The sequence below is a fragment of the Pseudarthrobacter scleromae genome, from assembly GCF_014644515.1.
GTDB lineage: Bacteria > Actinomycetota > Actinomycetes > Actinomycetales > Micrococcaceae > Arthrobacter > Arthrobacter scleromae.
The window spans coordinates 881,878-906,169 of record NZ_BMKV01000001.1 but is presented as its reverse complement, the minus strand read 5'-3'; the positions used below and the strand labels follow the sequence as shown (position 1 = coordinate 906,169).

24 protein-coding genes are annotated in these 24,292 nt (G+C 64.6%); 2 read left to right on the top strand and 22 right to left on the bottom strand.

Going from position 1 to position 24,292, the window contains the following annotated elements; all coding sequences use genetic code 11:
- Positions 1–4: 4 nt before the first annotated feature.
- From IEX33_RS04245 to IEX33_RS04190, 12 genes are all read right to left on the bottom strand, one after another.
- The gene (locus IEX33_RS04245; RefSeq protein WP_188727892.1) at positions 5–436 is read right to left on the bottom strand and encodes a DUF2550 domain-containing protein; all 432 of its coding nucleotides are present in this window, start codon (positions 434–436) and stop codon (positions 5–7) included.
- Between the two features lie 10 nt (positions 437–446).
- Positions 447–731 carry a F0F1 ATP synthase subunit epsilon gene (locus IEX33_RS04240; protein ID WP_018760117.1) on the bottom strand — a complete coding sequence of 95 codons (285 nt, stop codon included), beginning with the start codon at positions 729–731 and terminating at the stop codon, positions 447–449.
- A gap of 1 nt (position 732) precedes the next feature.
- Positions 733–2,187 carry a F0F1 ATP synthase subunit beta gene (gene atpD / locus IEX33_RS04235; RefSeq protein ID WP_104184908.1) on the bottom strand — a complete coding sequence of 485 codons (1,455 nt, stop codon included), beginning with the start codon at positions 2,185–2,187 and terminating at the stop codon, positions 733–735.
- 83 nt (positions 2,188–2,270) lie between these two features.
- Positions 2,271–3,161 carry a F0F1 ATP synthase subunit gamma gene (locus IEX33_RS04230; protein WP_104184909.1) on the bottom strand — a complete coding sequence of 297 codons (891 nt, stop codon included), beginning with the start codon at positions 3,159–3,161 and terminating at the stop codon, positions 2,271–2,273.
- Between the two features lie 73 nt (positions 3,162–3,234).
- The gene (gene atpA / locus IEX33_RS04225) at positions 3,235–4,872 is read right to left on the bottom strand and encodes a F0F1 ATP synthase subunit alpha (RefSeq protein ID WP_188727890.1); all 1,638 of its coding nucleotides are present in this window, start codon (positions 4,870–4,872) and stop codon (positions 3,235–3,237) included.
- 79 nt (positions 4,873–4,951) lie between these two features.
- Positions 4,952–5,779, bottom strand: coding sequence for a F0F1 ATP synthase subunit delta (locus IEX33_RS04220; RefSeq protein WP_188727888.1), 828 nt, complete (start codon positions 5,777–5,779; stop codon positions 4,952–4,954).
- Positions 5,779–6,330 (bottom strand): F0F1 ATP synthase subunit B, encoded by a 552-nt coding sequence (locus tag IEX33_RS04215; RefSeq protein WP_188727886.1) that lies wholly within the window; start codon positions 6,328–6,330, stop codon positions 5,779–5,781. The genes IEX33_RS04220 and IEX33_RS04215 overlap by 1 nt, the downstream gene beginning before the upstream one ends.
- Positions 6,331–6,382: 52 nt before the next feature.
- On the bottom strand, positions 6,383–6,586 hold the full coding sequence (gene atpE / locus IEX33_RS04210; RefSeq protein WP_009356484.1) for an ATP synthase F0 subunit C: 204 nt from the start codon (positions 6,584–6,586) through the stop codon (positions 6,383–6,385).
- A gap of 108 nt (positions 6,587–6,694) precedes the next feature.
- Complete coding sequence (gene atpB / locus IEX33_RS04205) at positions 6,695–7,495, bottom strand: F0F1 ATP synthase subunit A (RefSeq protein WP_174179147.1); 801 nt, start codon at positions 7,493–7,495, stop codon at positions 6,695–6,697.
- Positions 7,496–7,576: 81 nt separating this feature from the next.
- Positions 7,577–7,915 carry an AtpZ/AtpI family protein gene (locus tag IEX33_RS04200; protein ID WP_188727884.1) on the bottom strand — a complete coding sequence of 113 codons (339 nt, stop codon included), beginning with the start codon at positions 7,913–7,915 and terminating at the stop codon, positions 7,577–7,579.
- A complete protein-coding gene (locus IEX33_RS04195; protein WP_188727882.1) occupies positions 7,908–8,390 on the bottom strand; it encodes a hypothetical protein in 483 nt (160 codons plus the stop codon). The genes IEX33_RS04200 and IEX33_RS04195 overlap by 8 nt, the downstream gene beginning before the upstream one ends.
- A 108-nt stretch (positions 8,391–8,498) precedes the next feature.
- The gene (locus IEX33_RS04190; RefSeq protein WP_188727880.1) at positions 8,499–9,611 is read right to left on the bottom strand and encodes an MraY family glycosyltransferase; all 1,113 of its coding nucleotides are present in this window, start codon (positions 9,609–9,611) and stop codon (positions 8,499–8,501) included.
- A gap of 286 nt (positions 9,612–9,897) precedes the next feature.
- Between IEX33_RS04190 and IEX33_RS04185 the strand changes: the two genes are divergently transcribed.
- Positions 9,898–10,794 carry a glycosyltransferase gene (locus tag IEX33_RS04185; protein WP_188727879.1) on the top strand — a complete coding sequence of 299 codons (897 nt, stop codon included), beginning with the start codon at positions 9,898–9,900 and terminating at the stop codon, positions 10,792–10,794.
- 24 nt (positions 10,795–10,818) lie between these two features.
- On the opposite strand, the gene IEX33_RS04180 is transcribed toward IEX33_RS04185, so the two are convergent.
- The 10 genes from IEX33_RS04180 to argS form a co-directional block, all read right to left on the bottom strand.
- Complete coding sequence (locus IEX33_RS04180; RefSeq protein WP_188727876.1) at positions 10,819–11,592, bottom strand: WecB/TagA/CpsF family glycosyltransferase; 774 nt, start codon at positions 11,590–11,592, stop codon at positions 10,819–10,821.
- A complete protein-coding gene (locus IEX33_RS04175; RefSeq protein WP_188727874.1) occupies positions 11,592–12,452 on the bottom strand; it encodes an L-threonylcarbamoyladenylate synthase in 861 nt (286 codons plus the stop codon). The genes IEX33_RS04180 and IEX33_RS04175 overlap by 1 nt, the downstream gene beginning before the upstream one ends.
- Positions 12,453–12,464: 12 nt before the next feature.
- On the bottom strand, positions 12,465–13,337 hold the full coding sequence (gene prmC / locus IEX33_RS04170; RefSeq protein WP_188727872.1) for a peptide chain release factor N(5)-glutamine methyltransferase: 873 nt from the start codon (positions 13,335–13,337) through the stop codon (positions 12,465–12,467).
- 21 nt (positions 13,338–13,358) lie between these two features.
- Entirely contained in the window at positions 13,359–14,432 is a 1,074-nt protein-coding gene (prfA, locus tag IEX33_RS04165; protein WP_174179130.1) for a peptide chain release factor 1, read from the bottom strand.
- A gap of 196 nt (positions 14,433–14,628) precedes the next feature.
- Entirely contained in the window at positions 14,629–16,788 is a 2,160-nt protein-coding gene (rho, locus tag IEX33_RS04160) for a transcription termination factor Rho (RefSeq protein ID WP_188727870.1), read from the bottom strand.
- A gap of 296 nt (positions 16,789–17,084) precedes the next feature.
- A complete protein-coding gene (gene thrB, locus IEX33_RS04155; RefSeq protein ID WP_188727868.1) occupies positions 17,085–18,059 on the bottom strand; it encodes a homoserine kinase in 975 nt (324 codons plus the stop codon).
- Positions 18,060–18,061: 2 nt separating this feature from the next.
- Positions 18,062–19,168: a threonine synthase gene (thrC, locus tag IEX33_RS04150; protein WP_188727866.1), complete on the bottom strand. Its 1,107-nt coding sequence runs from the start codon at positions 19,166–19,168 to the stop codon at positions 18,062–18,064.
- Positions 19,169–20,497 (bottom strand): homoserine dehydrogenase, encoded by a 1,329-nt coding sequence (locus IEX33_RS04145; protein WP_188727864.1) that lies wholly within the window; start codon positions 20,495–20,497, stop codon positions 19,169–19,171. It lies immediately after the preceding gene.
- Positions 20,498–21,964 (bottom strand): diaminopimelate decarboxylase, encoded by a 1,467-nt coding sequence (gene lysA, locus IEX33_RS04140; RefSeq protein ID WP_188727862.1) that lies wholly within the window; start codon positions 21,962–21,964, stop codon positions 20,498–20,500. It lies immediately after the preceding gene.
- 5 nt (positions 21,965–21,969) lie between these two features.
- Positions 21,970–23,634: an arginine--tRNA ligase gene (gene argS / locus IEX33_RS04135; RefSeq protein WP_188727860.1), complete on the bottom strand. Its 1,665-nt coding sequence runs from the start codon at positions 23,632–23,634 to the stop codon at positions 21,970–21,972.
- A 181-nt stretch (positions 23,635–23,815) separates the two neighbouring features.
- Here argS and IEX33_RS04130 point away from each other — a divergent pair, with 181 nt between their 5' ends.
- Positions 23,816–24,289: an FMN-binding protein gene (locus IEX33_RS04130; protein WP_188727858.1), complete on the top strand. Its 474-nt coding sequence runs from the start codon at positions 23,816–23,818 to the stop codon at positions 24,287–24,289.
- Positions 24,290–24,292: the final 3 nt, after the last annotated feature.

Below are 24,292 nucleotides of genomic sequence, written 5' to 3'. Positions count from 1 at the left end.
TCGGCTAGCGCCAGGTGCCCACGCCGATGACCGGACCGGCCTCCAGCCAGGACGAGAGGCCTGTGTAGGCGTCGAATTTCATGGCGAGGCGCAGGTCCTTGCCTTCATACCGCAGTTCCACGATCACGACGTCGGGCTGGACCTTCACGGCCTCGGCCTCCGTGGGTTTGCGGCGGCCCAGCAGTTCAAGGCTGTGGCGCTTGAACTTGTGTTTGGGCCGGACGCTGAGGGAGATCAGGCGGAACCACTCGAGGTCGTTGTCCTGATAACGACAAACCCCCATCTGCCAGCTGTTTCCAGCCATGCAAATGGAGGCGTCCACCGTGCCGAGGGCACGCCGCAGGTTGAAGCGGCGCACCCCCGAAAGGCACAGTGCAAAGATCAGCAATCCAAAAGCGATTGCCATGGCGATGAACGGAAGACTCGATGCGTCCATCAAGGTGATGCTAGCGGATCCCAGCGGTAGCCGAGCCGCCCAGCTGGGCGTTGTCAGCAACGATGACCACGCGGTTGTTGTCCACGGAGAAGAACCCGCCGTCGACGTCTACCGCGATCCGGTCTCCCGATACCGGCTGGATCGCCAGTTCACCCTCGGCCAGGATCGCCAGCAGGGGCGAGTGGCCGGGCAGGATTCCGATTTCACCATCGCTGGTGCGGGCCTTGACCATCTTGGCCGCTCCGGACCACACGAAGTGGTCCGCTGCGACAATCTCAACCTCAAGCTCAGCCATATTACTTGGTCTGTTCCTGGATCTTGGCCCACTGGCGCTCGACGTCGTCGAGGCCGCCGACGTTGAAGAACGCCTGCTCCGCGATGTGGTCGAGGTCGCCGTCGCAGATCGCGGTGAAGCCTTCAACGGTGTCCTTGATGGATACCGTGGACCCCTCGACGCCGGTGAACTGCTTGGCGGTGTAGGTGTTCTGGGACAGGAACTGCTGGATGCGGCGTGCACGCGACACGACGATCTTGTCCTCTTCGGAGAGTTCATCCACACCGAGGATGGCGATGATGTCCTGGAGTTCCTTGTTCTTCTGCAGGATCTGCTTCACGCGGACAGCCGTGTTGTAGTGGTCCTTGCCGATGTACTGGGGATCCAGGATGCGGGACGTTGACGTCAGCGGGTCAACGGCCGGGTACAGACCACGGGAGGCGATTTCACGGGAAAGTTCCGTGGTCGCGTCGAGGTGTGCGAAGGTCGTTGCCGGAGCCGGGTCGGTGTAGTCATCTGCGGGAACGTAGATGGCCTGCATCGAGGTGATGGAGTGGCCCTTGGTGGACGTGATGCGCTCCTGCAGGAGGCCCATCTCGTCTGCCAGGTTGGGCTGGTAGCCCACGGCAGACGGCATGCGGCCGAGGAGGGTGGAAACCTCGGAACCTGCCTGGGTGAAGCGGAAGATGTTGTCGATGAAGAGCAGCACGTCCTGGTTCTGCACATCGCGGAAGTACTCCGCCATGGTCAGCGCGGACAGGGCAACGCGGAGGCGCGTTCCCGGCGGCTCGTCCATCTGGCCGAACACAAGGGCGGTGTCCTTGAGGACGCCCGCCTCTTCCATTTCAACCCAGAGGTCGTTACCTTCACGGGTACGCTCGCCAACGCCGGCGAATACCGAGGTACCACCGAAGTTGCGGGCCACACGGGTGATCATTTCCTGGATCAGAACGGTCTTGCCCACGCCGGCGCCGCCGAAGAGGCCGATCTTTCCACCCTTGATGTACGGGGTGAGGAGGTCGATGACCTTGATGCCGGTTTCCAGCATCTCGGTGGAGCCTTCGAGCGAGGCGAAGTTCGGTGCCTTGCGGTGGATCGGCCAGCGTTCGCTGATGTCCAGTTCCGACTCTGCAACGTCCAGGGGCTGGCCCAGCACGTTGAAGATGTGGCCCTTGACGCCGTCGCCAACGGGTACGGAGATGGGGGCGCCGGTGTCCACTACGTTGGTGCCGCGGACCAGTCCGTCGGTAGCCTGCAGGGAGATGGCGCGAATGAGGTTGTCGCCCAGGTGCAGGGCGGTCTCGAACGTGATGGTCTTGGTTACACCGTTGAGAGTAATCTCGGTGGTGAGGGCATTGTAGATGGACGGGATTGCGTCGGCCGGGAATTCGACGTCGACAACCGGGCCGATTACGCGCGCAATGCGGCCGGTGGCACCGGACGTTGCGGCTACGTGTTCGGTAGCAGTGGCAGTCATCTCTCTCACTTCACTCAGTAGATGGCGTGGGTTTAAGTTTATCTGTGGTGGTGCAGGTCCAGCGGAATCCGGCCTGCTGCAGGCTAGGACGCGAGGGCGTCGGCGCCGGCAACAATCTCGGAAAGCTCCTGCGTAATTTCAGCCTGGCGGGCCGTGTTGCGCAGACGCGTGTACTTCTTGATGAGGTCCGTGGCGTTGTCGCCGGCGGACTTCATGGCCCGCTGGCGTGCAGCAAGCTCGGAAGCTGCTGCCTGCAGCATCGCCGCGAAGATGCGTGACTCGATGTAGCGCGGGAGCAGAGCGTCAAGAACGCGCTCGGTTTCCGGCTCGAACTCGTACAGCGGCAACAGGTCCGATTCAGAAGCAGCCTGTTCTTCCACTACTTCCAGGGGAAGCAGGCGGATGACCGTGGGCTCCTGGGTGACCATGGACTTGAAGCGGGTGTAAACCACGTGGATCTCGTCCACGCCGCCCTCTTCGTAGTCGGTCGCGAACTCGGCCAGCAGTGCCTCGCCAATTTCGCGCGCGGTGGTGAACTCAGGCGCATCTGTCCCTCCGGTCCAGACCCGTGCGTATTCACGGTTCCGGAAATCGAAGTAGGCCTGGGCTTTACGTCCAACGACGTAAGTCTTGACTTCCTTGCCTTCTTCGTGGAGCAGCTCGATGAGACCTTCCGCCTGCTTGAGCACGCTTGCCGAGTAGGAACCTGCCAGTCCGCGGTCCGCGGTAATTACCAGGACGGCGGCACGGCGGATCTGCTCCGGCTCAGTGGTCAGCGGGTGGTCGATTTCGCTTTGGCTTGCGACAGCAGAAACGGCGCGCGTGATCGCGTTCGCGTAAGGCAGTGAAGCTGCTACGCGCGCACGGGCCTTGCCGATGCGCGAGGTAGCGATCAGTTCCATCGCCTTGAAGATCTTACGCATCGACGTGGTCGAGCTGATCTTCTGGCGGTAGACCCGGATCTGGGCTCCCATACTTATCCTTTCCTAGCGTTCCGTAGGCCGGGTGTGCCGGGTCCTGTGGACCCGGCACACCCGGCCAATGGAACTAGCGCTTCTGCTTGACGATCTTTTCCTGGTCAACCTGGCCCTCGTCGATGGCGGCATATTCCTCATGCCCCGCACCGACCAGGTGGTTGTCACCCTCGCCAAAGAAGCCCTTCTTGAAGTCGACGATTGCCGACTTGAGAGCTGCCGCGGTGTCATCGTCCAGCACGTTGGTCTGCGCCAGCGTGGTGAGGATCGAGGACTTGTGCGCCAGGTGCTCCAGGAACTCGGACTCGAAGCGGCTGATGTCCTCAACCGGAACGTCGTCCAGGTAGCCGTTGGTGCCGGCCCAGATGGAGACGACCTGGTTCTCGACCGGGAACGGCGAGTACTGGCCCTGCTTCAGCAGCTCCATGAGGCGGGCGCCACGGGTCAGCTGCTGGCGCGATGCGGCGTCCAGGTCCGAGGCGAACATGGCGAATGCCTGCATGTCGCGGTACTGGGCGAGGTCCAGCTTCAACGTGCCGGAGACCTTCTTCATGGACTTCACCTGTGCGGCGCCGCCCACGCGGGACACGGACACACCCACGTCAACAGCGGGGCGCTGGTTGGCGTTGAAGAGGTCCGACTGCAGGAAGATCTGGCCGTCGGTGATGGAGATGACGTTGGTCGGGATGTAGGCGGACACGTCGTTCGCCTTGGTCTCGATCAGCGGCAGGCCCGTCATGGAACCGGCACCCAGTTCGTCGGACAGCTTTGCACAACGCTCCAGCAGGCGGGAGTGCAGGTAGAACACGTCGCCCGGGTAGGCTTCGCGGCCCGGCGGGCGGCGGAGCAGCAGGGACACTGCACGGTAGGCCTCGGCCTGCTTGGAGAGGTCATCGAACACGATGAGGACGTGCTTGCCGCCGTACATCCAGTGCTGGCCGATGGCCGAACCGGCGTACGGTGCCAGGTACTTGAAGCCTGCGGGGTCGGATGCCGGAGACGCCACGATGGTGGTGTACTCCAGTGCGCCGTTGTCCTCGAGGGTCTGGCGGATGGCGGCGATGGTCGATGCCTTCTGACCGATGGCCACGTAGATGCAGCGGACCTGCTTGGTCACATCGCCCGAAGCCCAGTTGGCCTTCTGGTTGATGATGGTGTCGATCGCAATGGCCGACTTGCCGGTCTGGCGGTCGCCAATGATGAGCTGGCGCTGGCCGCGGCCGATCGGGATCATGGCGTCGATGGCCTTGAGTCCGGTCTGCATCGGCTCGTGCACAGACTTGCGCTGGGTCACGCCGGGAGCCTGGAGCTCCAGTGCGCGGGTGGTTTCGGCCTTGATCTCGCCGAGGTCGTCGATGGGCATGCCCAGCGGGTCGACAACACGGCCAAGGAAGGCGTCGCCCACGGGAACGGACAGAACCTGTCCGGTGCGGTGGACTTCCTGGCCTTCTTCGATGCCGGTGAAGTCACCGAGGATGATGACGCCGATTTCGCGGACGTCGAGGTTCTGGGCCAGGCCCAGCGTGCCGTCCTCAAAGCGAAGCAGCTCGTTCGCCATGACCGAGGGAAGGCCCTCAACACGGGCGATGCCGTCACCAGCGGTAGATACGCGGCCGACCTCTACGCGTTCTGCGTTTCCGGGTTCGTAGGACGCCGCGAACTCGTTCAGCGCATTACGGACGTCGTCGGCGTTGATGGTCAATTCGGCCATCTGCAGTCCCTGCTCTCCTGTTTTGTGATCACCGTTGCCGATGACCGGGGTTTCTATCAGTTTGTTTGTGCTTGTCCGGCTAGCCGGCCAGCTGGCGTTGCAGCTCGCCCAGCCTGGTGAGTACCGAAGCGTCGAGCACTTCGTCACCAACCTGGACGCGAATGCCGCCAATGAGTTCCGGATCAACGTTGAGGTTGATCTTCAGTTCCCGCCCGTACATGGCGTTCAAGCCCGCCTGAAGGCGTGCAAGCTGCGTCTGCGTCAGGGGACGGGTCACATTGACCGTTGCAATCCAGCGCTGCTGCCGCTTGGCCGCCAGCTCCGCGAAACGTTCCACCAGCCGGGTCGGCTTGATGCCGCGGGGCTGGGTAACGGCCTGCCGGATGAGGACTTTGGCTTCCTCACTGGCACCGGGCATCAGCTTTTCGGCAAATGCCGACTTGGCTGCGGCGCTGGCCTGTGTTTCGGACAGAGCACGTTGTACCTCGTGGCTGGAGGCAACAGCCTGGTTGAAGGAGAACAGATCGTTCTCCAGTTCTTCCAGGCCAGTGATTCCGGAGGCAGAAACGGCCGACTTGTTTTCAGCAACGGAAATGACCACCGTTGCGGCAAGAGTCTCGAGTGCATCGCCGATGTCACGGGCAGTTGCCCAGCGCAGGCTGGCCAGTCCGCTCGCGATATCTGCAGCATCAGCGGAGACTTTTCCGCCAACCAGCTGCCTGACCAGCGCCGACTTTTCGTCACCGTTGCGGGACGGGTCAGTCAGGGCGCGGCGCAAGCCAGCCGAGCTGTCCACCATTCCCAGAATTCCGAAGAGTTCCTTTGCCAGCTGCAGCGACGCCGTCGGAAGCTTGGCTTCCAACGCTGTCAGCGCTTTTGCCAGCGATTCGCTCGATACGCCTGCCATTACTTAGCTGCACCTGCGTTCTGGTTCTCCAGATCTGCCAGGAAGCGGTCCACGACCCGAGCTGCACGCTCGTCGTCGTTGAGCGATTCGCCGACGATCCGGCCGGCCAGGGTGGTGGCCAGGGTGCCGACCTCGGAGCGCAGGGACACAACGGCCGCCTGGCGCTCGGATTCGATCTGTGCGTGCGCCTGGGCCGTGATGCGGGCAGACTCTGCAGCTGCTTTCTCCTTGAGATCCGCGAGGATCTGGGCACCTTCGGCGCGGGCTTCCTCACGGATGCGGTTGGCTTCGGTGCGGGCGTCGGTCAGCTGCTGCTTGTACTCTTCGAGTGCAGCAGAAGCCTCAGCCTGGGCCTTTTCAGCCTTTGCAATGCCACCTTCAATGGCCTCGGCACGCTCGGCGAAGGTCTTTTCGAACATCGGGACAACGAACTTGACCACGATGAACATGAGGATGGCAAAGCCCACGAGGACAACGCCCATTTCCCAGACGTTGGGAACCAGGGGGTTGACTTCGCCCTCAGTGGCGGCTGAGATGATCAGCTGATTCATATTTCACCCGTCCTTTTCTACTCGGTTCTGTAAGTTCGCTTCGCTCTAAGGACTAGAGAACGAAGGCGAAGACCAGGCCGAGGATGGCGAGGGCTTCGGTGAGCGCAAGGCCGAGGAATGCGATCGGCTGCAGGACGCGCTGTGCTTCCGGCTGACGTGCAACGCCGTTGATGTAGGCAGCGAATACGAGGCCAACACCGATACCACCGCCGATTGCGGACAGACCGTAACCTACGAGGTTGAGATTGCCTTCCATTTTTCTTCCTTTCAAGATGCCACCCGTGTGGCAGGTTGTTTGGGTTGCTCTATCCCCGCGAGGGGAAGTTTTTGTGTGCCTTGCGGCGCAATGCCGTGCGGCTGGTGCCTAGTGGCTGTCGGCGTGAAGCGCGCCTTCGATGTAGATCGCGGTCAGCAGCGTAAAGACGTACGCCTGCAGGACCATGATCAGGGCTTCAAGCATGTACATGGCGATCGCGCCGGCGAGGACCAGGAGCGAGGATCCCTTGAGCAGGATGTTCTCCTGCATGACGAGGAACTCGATGCCGTAACCTGCGATCATCACGATGAGGTGGCCTGCCAGCATGGTGGCGAACAGACGGAGGCTGTGGGTGACCGGCCGGACCAGGAAGTTGGAGATGATCTCGATCGGGATCACGATCGGAAGGATGTACCAGGGAACACCTGAGGGCACGGTGGCCAGCTTGAAGTAGCGGAGCCCGTTCTTCTTGACGCCGATGGCGATCCAGGTGAAGTAGACGATTCCGGCCAGCACATAGGCTCCGCCCACGTGGGAGAACGTGGGGAGCTGGAAGAACGGGATGGCGCCGTAGATGTTGTTAACCAGGATGAAGAAGAAGAGGCTGAACAGCAGCGGGACGTACTTGATGAAGTCCTTGCCGCCGATGATGTCCTTGGCGATTCCGTTGCGGACGAAGCCGTAGGCGGCCTCGCCGGCGAACTGGAGCTTGCCGGGTACCAGCTGCTGCTTGCGTGCAGCGAGCACGAAGAAGACGGCGATAAAGACGACAGAGAGGAGGACCAGCAGCATCTGCTTGGAGAATCCTTCTGCGGCACCCCACGGCAGGATTGCCGGCAAATGCATTTCGTTAATACCAGGAGGAGTGAACTCTCCTGAATCTTGGGCCGGGAGCGCAAGCGCGATCAACGCGTTTCCTCTCTGCAGTGTCCATCATTGGGCGTTGGGCGGGGATCGGCAGCCTGATGGCCTGCTGTTCCCCCTGTGAAATTATTTGGCATTAGTGTCGCCGTCCTGGGACGGCCCGCTGGCAGCATGGCGCTCCCCAGCATTGTTTCGAGAACTGGTAAGGCCATGCATGTGGGAAAGGTAAAAACCTCCGACGGCTCCAAGCAGAGCGCCTGCGAGCACAATCCAGCGCGTTCCCCACACGTAATCCAGTCCCCACCCTATCAAACTCCAGACGATGATTCCGCCAATGATGTAGCTGAATACGGCCATGCCGGCGTTGTATCCGCCGCTGGTTCCGTCGCCTGATACACCGGGGGCGGAGCCGGTTGGTCCGCCGTTGCCGTTGCGGCCTTCGTTGGGCTTCTTCGGATCACGCATCGGGGTTTTCCTTGGTTTCTGGATCGTTGTAGATCTGGAGGCGCGCTTTGCCGAAACCGTAGATCTCAGCAGCCTGCCACAGCACCACCGTGGTGACAGCGCCGGCAACAAACCAGCGCCCGTCCAGCCACTGCGGTGCTCCCACGACGAACAGGACGACGGCGAAACCGACCACCTTGACGAAGTAGGTTGCCACAAACATGCCAATGGCACCGGAAGGATTGCTGCGGCCCACGAAATGCCCTACAAGGAGGCTGATTCCGAAGAACAGCATCACCAACAGGCCACCGGACGTACTGGAAAGCGCCGCGTTCACGCCGCCCAGCAGCATGGCCGGTACAGCGCAAAGCAGCAGTCCGCACGCAGAAGCGATCGAGCTCAGCTTGAGGAGGTTCAGCCAGAGCGACGGCGTGGGGCCGGATGCGCCAACGCGTCCGTTGCCGGACAGAGGTCCGGACTCGGCGTTGGAGGTCATTCGATCCCAATCGTCGGCACCTGCGGAAGATCGTCAACAGGCTGTATGGAGGGGCAGCTTTGGCTGCCCCTAAATTCTACATGAGATAGAAATATTTCCGCACGGACGTTACGCCCGGGTCTCTTCCCCCCGGCGGGCAAGGTAGGGCCAGGCAGTGATGAGGCCCATGACCAGGGTGGCGAAGAGATCGATGGACAGAACAATCTGCCACGGGAATATGGCGAAGGCCAGTCCCCCGAAGGAGAGGATGGCGGTCCAGAGGTACATCAGGATGACTGCGGTGCGGTGCGAATAGCCGATGTCCAGGAGCTTGTGGTGCAGGTGTCCGCGGTCGGCAGACCAGGGCGAGCGGCCCCGGGCAGTCCGTCGCACCACCGCCAGGCCGAGGTCCAGCAGCGGAAGGAAGAGGACCGCGAAGGGAAGCAGGATGGGAATCACCGTGGAGATGCCGTTGACCCTGTCGTAGAGCCCCGAGGTGATCTGTCCCGTGGACACTACACCCGCCGAGGCCATCAGCAGCCCGATCAGCATGGCGCCGGAATCGCCCATGAAGATCTTGGAAGGAAACCAGTTGTGCGGCAGGAAGCCCAGGCAACTGCCCACCAGGACCGCGGTAATCAGCGTCGCAAGGTCTGAATAGTCCAGCAGGACCGCGTTGCGGTGCACCCAGTAGGCAGTGAAGAAGAACGCGGTGCCGCCGATGATGGCGACGCCTGCGGCAAGGCCGTCCAGCCCGTCGATGAAGTTGAACGCATTCATCGTGGTGACGATCAGTCCGGCAGTCAAGAGGACCCGGACGGTTTCATTCTCGAGGTAGATCGGCTCCGGAACCCAAGGCACGATGGTCATCTGAACTCCCCAGATGGCCACGGTCAGGCCTGCAATGCTTTGGCCGATCAGCTTCACCCACCACCGGATGTCCAGCAGGTCATCGGCAACGCCCACCAGCACAATGACGGCTGCGCCGGCGAGGACACCCCATGGCGAGAAGTTGTTCCGGTAGATGTCCTTCACGAAAAAGGACTGGCTGGCAACGATGAGGGCCACCATGACGCCGAGGAAGATCGCCACGCCGCCCAGGCGGGACATGGGAATGGAATGCATATCGCGGCTTCGGATGGGCATGTGGAGTTCAAGCCGGTGGCCGACAACCCGGGCCCCCCATGTAGCCGCATAGGACACGACAGCAGCCGTCAGTCCCATCAGCAGGTACATGATCATGGGGCGGGTTCCGTTTCCGGGGGGACGCTGCAGCCGGGCAACGGCACTGGCAGCTGGTCCTTGGCTATGGGGCTCACTGGCCGGGAATCTGTTCTTCGATAAATGAAACTTCTCCGTCGCCGAGCGCGCAGCAGGCAGTGCGTATTTCCTCATACGCGGTGCCTTACAGGGCTGTATTACAGTGGACTCTAGTCAAAGATACTAGCGCCAACAGCTTCATGGCTTCGCGCCACACTGGCGCATTGCGAGCGGGGAAATCCCTGTCAGCCATGCTGAAAGGACCCCCATGACCCCCCGCATAGCAGTTGCCGCCGTGACGTTCGACCGGCCGAAGGAACTGGCCGTCCTGCTGGATTCCATCAACGCCCAGACGGCCGCAGTGGACACAATCTGCCTGGTTGACAGCGGCAAAACCCCGGCGCGTGAAACAGCCGATGTGCATCCGAACATTGATTACGTCCGCTCGGAGGCCAACCTCGGCGGTGCGGGGGGCTTCGCCCTGGCAGCACTCAAGGCAGTGGCCAGCGGAGCCAAATGGATCTGGATGATGGATGACGACGCCGAGCCGGCGGATCCGGAATGCCTCGCCACGCTGCTCCGTGAGGCTGAGGCAAGGGACCTGGAGGCGGTAGTTCCGCTGGTGACCGCGCCTGGCCAGCCGGACCGGCTGTCCTTTTTCTTCCGCCTCGACGGCAAAGTGACCCACAGCCGCGCCGAGGTGGAGAAGCTTGGCTTCCTGCCCAACGACGGGCACTTCTTCAACGGCGCGCTCATCCGCTCCGACGTTTTCTTCAAAGTGGGACTGCCGGACATGCGGCTGTTCATCCGCGGCGACGAGGTGGACTTCACCATTCGGCTGCGCAAGGCGGGCGTCAGGTTTGGCACCGTGACCACCACCGCCATCACCCACCCGCATGCGTTCTCGGAAACCCAGCATGTTTTTGGCGCTGGCTGGCACGTCATCGTCCCGGAGTCCGCGTTCAAGCGGTACTACTATTACCGGAACCGCGGCTACCTGATCCGCCGGTACTTCCGCGTCCGGTCCTTTATTGCGGACGTGGGCGGGTATGCAGGCTATTTCGCGCAGCGGCGGGACTTCAAAGGTTTCCTGGGGTGGGCCAGGTCCTTCTCCACCGGCCTGCGCGGCAAGGGCTTTGCCCCGCTGGAGGACCAGAAGTTCTAAGGAGCACTTCAGGACCTGCCGCGTTTATTTGCCGGGCCTGGGCACGGTTCGCTTCAAGCGGCGGCTTCCCAGGAGCCACAGCAGGACCCAGGGTTCTCCGAGCACACGGTAGGCAACACGGCGGGGATGCAGCAGCAGCCGCCAGGCCCATTCCAGCCCCATCCGCCCCAGCCAGCGTGGTGCAAGCTTCTGGAAGCCGGCCAACTGTTCGATGGCTCCCCCCACTGCGCAGTAGGTGGCCGGGGGCATGTCGGCGAGGCGCCGCTGCAGGACTTCCTCCTGGAGCGGCATGCCCAGGCCCAGCAGGACAAGCTGCGGCCGCTGCCCGTGCAGCCATTCAACAGCCCGCTCTTCGAGGTCCCCGTTCCAGCCCTCTCCGGGCAAGCCTGCCACCCGGGCGCCAGGGACAACCAACTCCAGTTGCCTGACGGCCGCGGCATTTGCCTCGGCGCCGGCGCCGATCACGGCAATCCGCTCCAGACCGCGCACCTGGCCCAAAGCCGGAAGCCAGTCCGTGGTGCCCAGCCGGTAGTCCATGACCGGCCCTTCGGCTTTGCCGGTCCTCCCCCACAGCCAGAGCACGGGCGCGCCGTCCAGCAGGACCACATCGCTGCGCTGATAGAGGTCGCGGAAACCCTCATCCGAGAGCGTCAGTGTGACGCTGTGCAGGTTGTGCCCCAGTACCGTGCGCGTGGAGCCTTCCTCGACGAAGCGGCTGAGTTCCGCCACCAGGTCCGGAACGCGAAGCGGGGTCGCGTCGACCTCCAGCACCGGGATCCGCTGGCGGTCAAGCGCCATCACGGTTCAGGGTTCCGGACCGGAGCCGGGACCGCTGCGGGCTCCTCGGCAGGAGACTCCACAGCGGCAGTCCGAACAACCGACGACCCGCCGGCAGGGGCTGCTTCTGCCGGTGCCGCTTCTTCCGCTGCTGCTTCTGCAGGCGCTGCTTCGTCAGGTGCCGCTGCCGCTTCTGCCGGTTCCTCCTCGGCCATGGGGATCTCGCCCAGGCCCAGGACTCCGGGTACGTGTTCGCGAAGCTGGTCCAGGGTCACCGCACCGTTCCGGACCACGCGCAGACGCGGACCCGTGGCATCGACAATCGTGGACGGTACTGCGGCCTCGCCTTCCAATGGCCGGAAGCCGCCTTCGAGGTAGACCTCCACGGAGTCCGCCAGCTGCTCGCGGGCGGCGGCGGCGGTCTGTCCGGGGGCATGGCCGGTGCGGTTGGCCGAGGATACGGCCAGGGGGCCGGTAAGGGTCAGCAGTTCCTGGGCGATCTCATCGTCCGGCATGCGGAGGGCCACAGTGCCCTTGGTCTCGCCAAGGTCCCAGTCCAGGGATGGCTGCGCGTGCAGGATGAGGGTGAGGCCTCCGGGCCAGAAGGCTTCCGCCAGTTTGCGGGCGTCGGCCGGGACGTCCGTGGCGAGGCCGTCCAGGGCGTTGATCCGCGGGATCAGCACGGGCGGCGGCATGGTGCGGCTGCGCCCCTTGGACACCAGCAGCATGGTCACGGCCTGGGGCGAGAAGGCGTCGGCGGCAATCCCGTAGACCGTGTCCGTGGGAAAGACCACGCACTTCTTTTCGCTGATGGCACGCTGGGCGTGCTCGAGTCCCTTGGCGCGCTCGTCGTCGCTGGTGCAGTTGTAGGTAGTGGTCACTCGCCTATTCTTTCACTCGCTGTGGTCCGGATCCGCGAGCAGGGCGCTGGTGGCGCGCTCCTTGCCGTTGAGGTCCAGATGCGTCCTGATCCCGGTCCAGTTTCCTGTACCGGCCAAATAGTCCGAAATCCAACCCGCCTGGACTTCTGCATGCTCCATCACGAAGTAGCCCCCCGGCCGCAGTAGGCGGGCAGCGGAGGCAGCGGCCGCCGTCGGAAGTTCCATGCCGTCCGCTCCCCCGCCGTACAGCGCCTCCGGCGGGTCATGAAGGGCGACTTCCGGCTCGGTGGGAATGGCTTCGGCGGGAATGTACGGCGGATTGGACACCACGACGTCGAAAGTTCCGTTAAGCTCGGGCAGCGCGTTCCGCAGGTCCCCCAGCACAAGCCGGACACCCAGCGGTGCCAGGTTTTTTGCTGCCCAGGCGTGGGCGAAGGGGCTGAACTCGACGGCGTGCACCTCCGCGCCCGGCACTTCGTGGGCGATGGAGCCTGCAATGGCACCCGAGCCCGTCCCGAGGTCGACGATCCGAGGGCGGGCCATCCCGCGGACGTGGTCGATGACCAGCTGCGCCACCGATTCGGTCTCGGGGCGGGGTACGAAGACGCCGGGGCCAACAGCCAGCTCGAGGTAGCGGAAATGCGCCACTCCGGTGATGTGCTGCAGCGGTATGCGGCTGGCGCGCTCCGCCACCAGTGCCTCGTAACCCTCCGGCGCGGGCGCATCCCCCAGCATCATGGCACGCAGGCGGCCGAGCCCTACGTTCAGCAGGTGGTCGGCCAACAGCTCGGCGTCCACCCGCGGACTGGGGACGCCGGCGTCGCGGAGGATGTCCGTTGCCGCGCTGACAGCCTCCGCGAGCGACTGGCCTGGCTCGAGTGTCATGTCTGGAATTTACCGAAGGGACTAGTCGCCGATGGCGTCCAGGCGTGCCTGTTCGTCCATTTCGATGGCGGACTGGATGACCGGTTCCAGGTCGCCGTTCATGACCTGGTCCAGGTTGTACGCCTTGTACCCGGTGCGGTGGTCCGCGATGCGGTTTTCCGGGTAGTTGTAGGTGCGGATGCGCTCCGAACGGTCCATGGTGCGGATCTGGGATTTCCGCTGGGCGGAGTTCTCGGCGTCGATCTGCTCCTGCTGGTGCGCCAGGATGCGTGCCCGGAGCACGCGCATGCCCGCTTCACGGTTCTGCAGCTGGGATTTCTCGTTCTGCATGGCCACCACGATGCCCGTGGGAAGGTGCGTGATGCGCACGGCGGAGTCTGTGGTGTTAACGGACTGGCCGCCGGGACCGGAGGACCGGTAGACGTCGATCTTGAGGTCGTTCTGGTTGATCTCGAGCTCTTCGGGCTCATCCACTTCGGGCAGGACCAGGACGCCGGCGGCCGAGGTGTGGATGCGGCCCTGGGATTCGGTGACGGGAACGCGCTGCACCCGGTGCACGCCGCCTTCGAACTTAAGGCGGGCGTACACACCCTCGGCAGGATCGTTAGAGCTGCCCTTGACGGCAACCTGGACGTCCTTGTAGCCGCCAAGGTCGGATTCCGTGGCGGAGATGATCTCGGTCTTCCAGCCGCGGGACTCCGCGTAGCGGGTGTACATGCGCAGCAGGTCGCCGGCGAACAGTGCGGCTTCGTCGCCGCCTTCACCGCCCTTGACCTCAAGGATCACGTTGCGGGCGTCGTCGGGATCGCGCGGGATGAGGAGGCGGCGCAGTTTCGCGGCAGCCACCTCAAGGGCAGCTTCCAGCTCAGGCACCTCAGCGGCAAACTCGGGGTCTTCGGACGCCATCTCCTTGGCAGCGGCAAGGTCATCCCGGAGGCCTTCCCACTTGTGGTAGGCCTCAACAATGCCATTGAGCTGAGCCGAACGGCGCCCCAGTTTCCGGGCAAGCCGCTGGTCGGCATAGACAGCAGGATCCCCCAGCTGCGCCTGGATAGCATCATGCTCATCAAGCAGGCCCTGTACGGACTCAAACATTTAAAACCTCTTTCGACTTGTACAAGTCTAGTGACGCACACAGCGGCAGGTGACGTGCGCCGTCGTCGCATATTTTTGCCGGCCAGGGAGTGGCATCGGGCCTGTCGGAGCGTTGCGGCTGACGTACGCAGTATGTCAGCCGCAACGCCAAGGGGCGGGGCCGGCAAAATATGCGACGGCCCCACCCCTGTTACAGCTACTTGTCGTTATCCGACTTCGCACCAAGCGTCGTCTTCTGGACCTGCATGAGGAACTCGACGTTGCTCTGGGTCTCCCGGATCTTGTTGGTCAGCAGCTCAAGGCTCTGCTGCGTTTCGAGTCCGGAGAGGACGCGGCGCAGCTTCCACATGATCTTGACTTCCTCGGGGGAAAGCAGGTTCTCTTCGCGGCGGGTGCCGGACGCGTTGACGTCCACAGCCGGGAAGATGCGCTTGTCAGCCAGCTGGCGGGACAGGCGGAGCTCCATGTTGCCGGTGCCCTTGAACTCTTCGAAGATGACCTCGTCCATCTTGGATCCGGTCTCCACGAGGGCCGTTGCCAGGATGGTCAGCGAGCCGCCGTTTTCAATGTTGCGGGCTGCACCGAAGAAGCGCTTGGGCGGGTACAGCGCCGCGGAGTCGACACCACCGGACAGGATGCGGCCGGAGGCCGGTGCTGCCAGGTTGTAGGCGCGGCCCAGGCGGGTCATGGAGTCCAGGAGGACAACCACGTCCATGCCCATTTCCACGAGGCGCTTGGCGCGTTCGATGGAAAGTTCGGCCACGGTGGTGTGGTCGTCAGCGGGGCGGTCGAAGGTGGAGGCAATGACCTCGCCCTTGACCGTGCGCTGCATGTCCGTGACTTCTTCAGGTCGTTCGTCAACCAGCACCATCATGAGGTGGACCTCAGGGTTGTTGGTGGTGATCGCGTTGGCGATGGACTGCAGGATGAGCGTCTTGCCAGCCTTCGGGGGCGAGACGATCAAGCCGCGCTGGCCCTTGCCGATGGGGGCAACCAGGTCGATGACGCGGGGGCCGATCTTCTTGGGATCGGTTTCCAGCCGCAGGCGCTCTGACGGGTAGAGCGGAACCAGCTTGGCGAATTCAACGCGGTCCTTGAGCTCTTCGGCGGTCTTGCCGTTCACCGAGGTGACGCGGACCAGGGCGTTGAACTTCTGGCGGGCGGACTGCTGGCTGCGGTCTTCGCCTTCGCGGGGTGCGCGGATTGCACCGACGACGGCGTCGCCCTTGCGCAGGTTGTACTTCTTGACCTGTGCCAGGGAAACGTAGACATCGTTGGGCCCCGGCAGGTAGCCGGAGGTGCGGATGAACGCGTAGTTCTCCAGGACGTCGAGGATGCCCGCTACGGGCAGCAGGACGTCGTCCTCGGTAACCTCGACGTCATCGACGTCGGGTCCCTGGGAACGTCCGCGGCGGCGGTCGTTGCGGTCGCGGAAGCGGTCGTTGCGGGAGCTGTTGTCCCGGTCCTGGCCGCCGGAGCGGTCATTGCGGTCGTTCCGGTCGCGGCGGTTGCGCCGGTTGCGGCGGCTGCCGCCGTCGGAGTCGTCGCCGTCGCGGGTGTCGCGGTTGTCGTCGCGGCGGGCGCCTTCGCGCTGGCCTGCCTCACGGCTGCCGGCGTTGTCCCGGCCGCTGTCGGCATTCTCGCGGGCAGCGTTGTCGCGTCCGGCGTTGTCACGGCCGCGGGTGCGGCCGCCTTCGCGGCGGTCGGCGCGCTGGCCCGAGTCGCCGGTCTCCGCGGGAGCTTCGGTGCGCTGTTCCGGGGTCCGCTGTTCTGCAACGGCCTGTTCAGCGGGTGCTTCGGCGGCCTCTGCAGCCTGCGGCGCAGCGGCAGCTTCGCCACGGCGGCGGTTGCGGGTGCGCGGCTGGCGGCGTTCGGCAGCGCTTTCGGGCGCTTCGGTGGCCTCGGCGGCGGGTGCCTCAACCGGAGCGGCGGTGCTGGTTTCAGCGGTTGCCGGCTCAGTGGTTGCGGGCGCCACAACTCCGTCGCTGACGGCGCGCCGGCTGCGTCCGCGGCCACGTGCCCGGGTTCCTTCCGCGGGAGCTTCCGTTGCTTCTGCGGCAGCCGGGGAGGACACTGCGGGGGCGGCTGCCTGAGCGGCCGGGGTTTCGACGGCCTTTTCGGTTGCCCTGGCGGGAGCCTTCGTCATGGGGGTGCCGGCGCGGTGGGCGGAGATGGCCGAAACCAGGTCCCCCTTGCGCATCCGGGAACCGCCTGAGATGCCGAGCTGGCTGGCAAGTGCCTGCAGCTGCGCGAGCTTGAGGCCTGCAAGGCCGCTGCTCTTGGCGGGAGCTGCCGGTGATTCGGCAGCAGAAGATGATAGTTCCACAGCTGGCGACAGCTCAGTGGTTTCGGTCACGAAGGATCCTTCCCCCTCGACGGCGTCCAGACTGGGAGCTGGACGCGATGATTTGATCTGGGCTGCAGTTCAGATCTGCAGCCGGATTGCTCGGCCTTGCCGGTTGGATTTCGGCCAGCAGGGCCGGATACTGATTCACCTTGCGCTCCACCCATGGCGGGACGCCGGACTGACGCTTCAGGGGCAGTTTGAGTGCTGCAGATTCCTGCGACAGACCTAGCAGGCGGCACCGGAATGGATTGCGCAGTAAGAGACCAAGCGGCAACTAAGTGCAATAGCAGATCAGATAGGCGGAATTACCGCCGGTGCAACTCCACCTTAGCACCTTCGACGTCCACTGCCAGCTTCAGTACGCGCCAGACAATATCCGGCGTGTTGGCCGCGGTGAACTGGCCGATGAAAGCCACGGCAGCGGCGGCTTCGGCCTCTCCGTTGGCAAGGACCAGCACCGTGGGCCCGGCACCTGAGACGACGGCGGCATGACCCGCGGCGCGCAGCGCACCAATGAGGGCTGCGCTGGGCCGCATCGCCTCGGCCCGGTAGCTCTGGTGGAGGTAGTCCTCGGTGCCGGCCAGCAGGAATTCGGGCTTGTGCGTCAGCGCGTGGATCAGCAGGGCAGCGCGGCCGGCGTTCATGGCAGCAGCGTGGTGGCCCACCGATGCCGGCAGCAGGGCGCGCGCCGCCTCCGTGGACAGTTCGTAATCCGGAACCGCAACGACCGGGATGACCGGCTCCGCCACCGTAGCGCTGGTGCTGCTGTACTGGTCACTGTCCTGCCAGGACAGCGCCAGTCCGCCGAAGATGGCAGGTGCGACGTTGTCCGGGTGGCCTTCGATTTCACTGGTCAGCTGCAGGATCCAGTCCCGGCCCCGGCGGTGCGCCTCGGGCACCATGGCGTTGGCCGCCGAGACTGCGGCCACCACCGCGGAGGCGGAGGAGCCCAGGCCACGCCCGTGGGGGTTGACGTTGTCAGCGGTCACCTTCAGGCCGCCGTGGCGGAAGCCCAACCGTTCGAACGCCGCCTCCATGGCCCTGATCACCAGGTGGCTCGCGTCCCGGGGCAGGCTTTCCGCGCCTTCGCCGCGAAGCTCGAACAGCAGCTCGTCCGTTTCCAGGCTCTCCACCGTCAGGGTGTCGTGCAGGGCAAGGGCCAGGCCCAGGCTGTCATAGCCCGGGCCCAGGTTGGCCGTGGTTGCCGGCACCCGAACGGTGACGATCTGGCCGGCCTCGATGGGTTGCAGTCCGACGGCGGCCGGCGAGGTGGTTTCCAAGGCTATTTTTCTTCCAGTCCCAGTTCAGCAGCAACGGTGACCACGTCGTTGGGTACTTTGACCGGCTGCACGTCGCTGCCGTCCTCGGTGCGCAGGGCCCACTGGGGGTCCTTGAGCCCGTGGCCCGTGACGGTGATGACGATGGTCTTGCCTGAGGGGACTTCCCCGGCGGCGTGCTTCTTCAGGAGCCCTGCCACGCCGGCGGCCGATCCCGGCTCGACGAAGACGCCTTCCCGGGCGGAGAGCCAGCGGTGCGCGTTCAGGATTTCCTCATCCGTGACGGAGTCGATCAGTCCGCCGGATTCGTCGCGGGCGCCGATGGCACCGTCCCACGAGGCGGGGTTGCCAATCCGGATGGCCGTGGCGATGGTGTCGGGCTCGGTGATGGGGTGGCCGGCGACGAAGGGCGCCGCACCTGCCGCCTGGAAACCCCACATCGCGGGGGTCCTGGTGGAGACTGCGGGAAGGGTGCCCGCTGTTTCGGACTCGAACGGAGCGGAGTACTCCTTGTAGCCCTTCCAGTACGCGGTGATGTTTCCGGCGTTGCCCACCGGCAGGACATGGATGTCCGGAGCGTCGCCCAGCGCGTCGACGATTTCGAAGGCGCCGGTCTTCTGTCCCTGGATTCGGGCCGGGTTCACCGAGTTCACCAGGAACACCGGGTAGGCCTCCCCCAGCTTCCGCGCGATGTCCAGGCAGTTGTCAAAGTTGCCGTCCACCTGGAGCAGCGTGGCGCCGTGGGCGATCGCCTGGCTGAGCTTGCCCATGGAGATCTTGCCTTCGGGCACCAGGACGGCGCATTTCAGGCCGGCGGCGGTGGCGTAGGCAGCCGCGGAGGCGGAGGTGTTGCCCGTGGAGGCGCAGACTACCGCCTGCGCGCCGGAGGCCACGGCGGCCGTCATGGCCATGGTCATGCCGCGGTCCTTGAAGGAGCCGGTGGGGTTCATGCCCTCCACCTTGAGGTACACCTTGGACCCGGTGAGCTCGGAGAGCTTCTGGGCATGCACCAGGGGGGTGCCGCCTTCGCCCAGGGTGATCACCCTGGTGGATTCCGTCACGGGCAGACGGTCAGCGTATTCGCGGATGACACCGCGCCATTGGTGAGCCACTTAGACTCCTTCTACCCGCAGAACGGATGTAACTGAATTGATGACGTCCAGGCCTTTCACGGCCTCGACGGTGGCCGCAAGGGCAGCCTCTGACGCACGGTGGGTGACGATCCGCAGCTCGGCGGATTCCACGTTGGACTCCGCGTCGCGGTGGATGGTCTGCCGCATGATCTCGATGGACACGCCATGCTCGGCGAAGAGCTGGGCAATCCTGGCCAGGACGCCGGGCTGGTCGGCGACGTCGAGCCCGATGTAGTAGCTGGTGACAGCCGCATCGATCGGCAGCGCCGAAACCTGGCCGGTGGTGGTTTCCGTCCGGCCCGGGCCGCCGAGGACCAGGCTGCGCGCGGCCGAGACAAGGTCGCCCAGGACAGCGGACGCCGTGGGGGTACCGCCGGCTCCCTGTCCGTAGAACATCAGTTCGCCGGCGTTCTCGGCTTCGATGAACACCGCGTTGAAGGCGCCGTGAACGGCGGCCAGCGGGTGCTCGCGGGGAAGCAGCGTGGGGTGCACACGCACGGAAACGCCCTCGCCGCCGCCTGTTTCTGTGTCTGCAACATTAAGCTTTTCCGCAATCGCCAGCAGCTTGATGACAAAGCCGGCGTCCTTGGCCGCAGCGATATCCGCCGCGGTCACCGAGGTGATTCCTTCGCAGTGGACGTTTTCCAGGGCAAACCGGGTGTGGAAGGACAGCGAGGCAAGGATGGCGGCCTTTGCGGCGGCATCGTGGCCTTCAACGTCGGCAGTGGGGTCCGCCTCTGCGTAGCCAAGTCGCTGCGCTTCGGCGAGGGCATCGGCGAACTGCGCTCCGGTGGTGTCCATCTGGTCAAGGATGAAATTGGTGGTGCCGTTGACGATGCCCAGGACGCGCGTGATGCGGTCGCCGGCGAGGCTGTCGCGGATGGGCCGCAGGATAGGAATGGCGCCGGCAACGGCGGCCTCATAGGAAAGCTGGACGCCCGCCTTGTCAGCCTCCTCGTGCAGGGTGGGGCCGTCCTGCGCCACGAGCGCCTTGTTGCCCGTGACAACGCAGGCACCGTTGCGGAGGGCAGAGAGGATCAGCGTGCGGGCAGGCTCGATGCCGCCCATCAGCTCGATCACCAGGTCCGCGTCCTTCACCAGGGTGTCGGCGTCGGTGGTGAAGAGCTCCTGCGGGAGGTCCACGTCGCGCTGGGCGTGGACGTTGCGCACGGCGATGCCGCTCAGCTGCAGCTTCGCGCCCGCGCGGGCGGCAAGGGTGTCGGCGTCCTCAATGAGAATCCGCGCAACCTGGGCCCCAACGTTGCCACAGCCCAGCAGGGCCACTTTCAGGGTTCGCAATTCGGTCATTCAGACTCCCATGTCGCGGTTGAGCAGATCTTCTTCGGTTTCCCCGCGGACAATCAGCCGGGCAGATCCGTCGCGCACCGCGACAACGCCCGGCCGGGCCAGATAGTTGTAGTTGCTTGACAGGGCCCAGCAGTAGGCGCCGGTACCCGGTACAGCAAGCAGATCACCGGCTGCCACGTCCTCGGGCAGATATACATCTCTAACAACTATGTCGCCGCTCTCGCAATGTTTGCCCACCACGCGGGACAGCTGCGGGCCCGCTGCGGACGTGCGGGACGCCAGGATTGCCGAGTAATCCGCGTCGTACAGCACCGGGCGGGCGTTGTCGCTCATGCCGCCGTCCACTGAAACATAGCGGCGCGGATACGTAACGTTGTTGCCGGCGTCACTCGTGTCCCCGGCGGGCGCGTCCACGCGCACGGTCTTGAGCGTTCCCACCTCATACAGGGTGAAGGTGGTGCTGCCCACAATGGCGCGGCCGGGTTCGATGGAGATGCGGGGAGAGTCGATCCCCAGTTCAGCGCAGGTGGAACGCACGACGGCGGCCATCGCCTCCGCAATTTCCGCTGCGGGGCGTGGGGTGTCCACAGGCGTGTAGGCAATGCCGTAGCCGCCGCCAAGATCCAGTTCGGGCAGGACGATGGAGTACTTTTCCTGCATGGCGGCGAGGAAGCGGAGGAGCTTCTGGGCGGCCAGGGCAAAACCGTCCGGTTCGAAGATCTGGGAGCCGATGTGGCAGTGCAGCCCCAGCAGTTCGATGCCCGGATGCGCCGACGCAGCCGCGACGGCTTCCTCGGCAGCTGACAGGCCGGCCTGTTCAGTGGTGTCCGCTGCCATGGAAAGGCCGAACTTCTGGTCCTCGTGGGCAGTGGCGATGAACTCGTGGGTGTGGGCGTGTACGCCGGGCGTCAGCCGCAGCATGACTTTGGCCTGTTCCCCCCGGCGTTCGGCGATGTCACCCACCCGGACCAGCTCGCCGAGGCTGTCCACCACAATCCTGCCCAGCTTCATGTCCAGAGCACGGTGGATCTCGAGGTCGGACTTGTTGTTGCCGTGCAAGGCAACGTCTGCGCCGGGTATGCCGGCCTTTGCCGCGACGGCAAGCTCACCGCCGGAAGCAGTATCCAGCCGGAGGCCCTCCTCTTCGACCCAGCGCACCACGGCGGTGCACAGGAACGACTTGCCGGCATAGTAGACGTCCACTCCCCCGCAGATATCGGCAAACGCATTGTTGAAGGCGTCGCTGAAGGCGCGTGCCCTGGCGCGGAAATCGTTCTCGCTCATGACGAACAGTGGTGTCCCGTACTGCTGCTGAAGCTCGCTGACCGGAATGCCGCCGACGGTGAGTTCGCCGGAATCGTTCCGGGCTGCGTCCTGTGCCCACATCTTGGGCTCCAGGGTGTTGAGGTCGGCAGGAACCGAAAGCCATTCGGGTGCCAGCGGGGAGTCTTTGCTCTGCGGTGACATGGGGGTCACATCCGTTCCGGCGCGGAAACGCCCAGCAGATCGAGGCCGTTGGCCAGCACCTGGCTGGTGGCATCGTTGAGCCACAGCCGGGTGCGGTTGACGTCGGTCACGGCTTCATCGCCCATGGGCGCAATTCGGCAGGCGTCATACCAGCGGTGGTAGGCACCGGCAATCACTTCAAGGTGCCGGGCCACCCGGTGCGGCTCGCGCAGCTCGGCGGCCTTGGCCACGATCGAGGGGTAGCTGCCCAGGTATGAGAGCAGCTCGTTCTCCGTGGCGTGGTCCAGCAGGGAGGCGTCAAAGGAGTCCTGGCCGTCCACCTGGCGTTCCACACCTGCGGCCACGGCGTTCCGGGCGGCGCCGCGGGAGCGGGCATGCGCGTACTGGACGTAGAACACCGGGTTTTCGTTGCTGTGCTTCTTCAGCAGCTCGGGATCGAGGGTCAACGGCGAATCCGCAGGGAACCGGGCCAGGGAGTAGCGGACAGCGTCCTTCCCGAGCCAGTCGATCAGGTCCTTGAGCTCGATGATGTTTCCGGCCCGCTTGGACAACTTGGCTCCGTTGACGGACACGAGCTGTCCGATCAGCACCTCGATGTGGAGCTCGGGATCGTCGCCGGCGCAGGCCGCAATGGCCTTGAGCCGGTTGATGTACCCGTGGTGGTCCGCGCCCAGCAGGTAGATCTTCTCGGTGAAGCCCCTGTCCTTCTTGGACAGGTAGTAGGCGGCGTCCGCGGCGAAGTAGGTGGGTTCGCCGTTGGCGCGGATCATCACCCGGTCCTTGTCGTCGCCAAAGTCCGTGGTCCGCAGCCACACCGCACCGCCGTCGTCGAACACGTGGCCCTGCTCGCGCAGCCGCGCCACGGCACTTTCGATGGCGCCGGCGTCGTGCAGTTCCTGCTCGGAGAAGAAGACGTCGAACTCCACGCCGAAGTCCGCAAGGGTGGCCTTGATGTCCTTCATCTGCGCCTGGTAGGCAGCGGCGCGGATGACCGGGAGGGCCGCTACTTCCGTCAGTTCGCGGATGTCCGGGTGCTCGGTAAGCACCTCGTGGCCAAGGTCGGCGATGTACTGTCCGGGGTAGCCGCCGTCAGGCACGGGAAGCCCGTGGAGCCGGTTGTAGACGGAGTGGGCGAAGACGTTCATCTGCGTGCCGGCGTCGTTGATGTAGTACTCGGCGGTGACCTCGGCACCGGAGGCGCGCAGGACGCGGGCGATCGCATCCCCCAAGGCTGCCCAGCGGGTGTGCCCGATGTGCAGGGGCCCGGTGGGGTTGGCGGAAACGAACTCCATGTTCACGGTGTGGCCGGCGAGAGCCGAGTTGGTGCCGTACTGCTTTCCGGCTTCGACAATCGCCTTGGCGAGCGCACCGGCAGCAGCGGCGTCCACAGTGATGTTCAGGAACCCCGGCCCGGCGATGTCCACGGCGGACACGCCGTCGATGGACTTCAGCCGTGCGCTGAGGATCGTGGCGAAGTCCCGTGGGTTGGTGCCCGCCTGCTTCGCCAGCTGAAGGGCGATATTGGTGGCCCAGTCTCCGTGGTCCCTGTTCTTTGGACGCTCCACGCGCACCTCATCAGGCACAGCTGATGCAGGAAGGGCGATGTCGCCGGCGGCGACGGCTTCCTTCAGGCAGGCGGATATGGCGAGGGAGAGTTCTTCGGGAGTCACCCCTCTAGCCTACCGGGGGCCCAGTAACAGCAAGTAATTCGGGGCGTTTCCGATGCCTGGTGGTCCACAGAAAACGGTGAAGGCGGTCACAGGTTGAACCAATACGCTGGGTTTTGCGTTGACAACACCGTAACCACCCAGCAGTTCCTGCCCCGAATCCACCGACGAAACGAGAGCCCTGATGAGACCCTCAGTCCGTAAAAGTGTTTATGCCGGAATCGCCGGCCTGTCCCTGGCAGGAACGGTGGCCGCCTGCGCCCCGTCTGCCGGAGACTCCTCCCCCGCGCCCGCAGCCTCCGGCAGCAGCACCACCGGAAGCAGTCCCTCGCCCGGCGCATCAACGCCGGCCGGCAGCGGATCCGGCTACAAGGACGGCACCTACAGCGCGGATGGAACGTACGTCTCGCCGAACGGCACCGAAACTGTGGGTGTTGAGCTGAGCCTGGCGTCCGGGACCGTGACGGACGTGCAGATCACCCAGCACCCGTCCAACCCGAACACCCGCAAGTTCCAGGGCGAGTTCGCCGGCGGGATCGCCGGGCAGGTGGTGGGCAGGAACATCGATGAGCTCAATGTTTCCAAGGTTGCCGGTTCCTCCCTCACCAGCGGCGGCTTCAACCAGGCAGTGGAGCAGATCAAGTCGGAGGCCAGGTAGGAC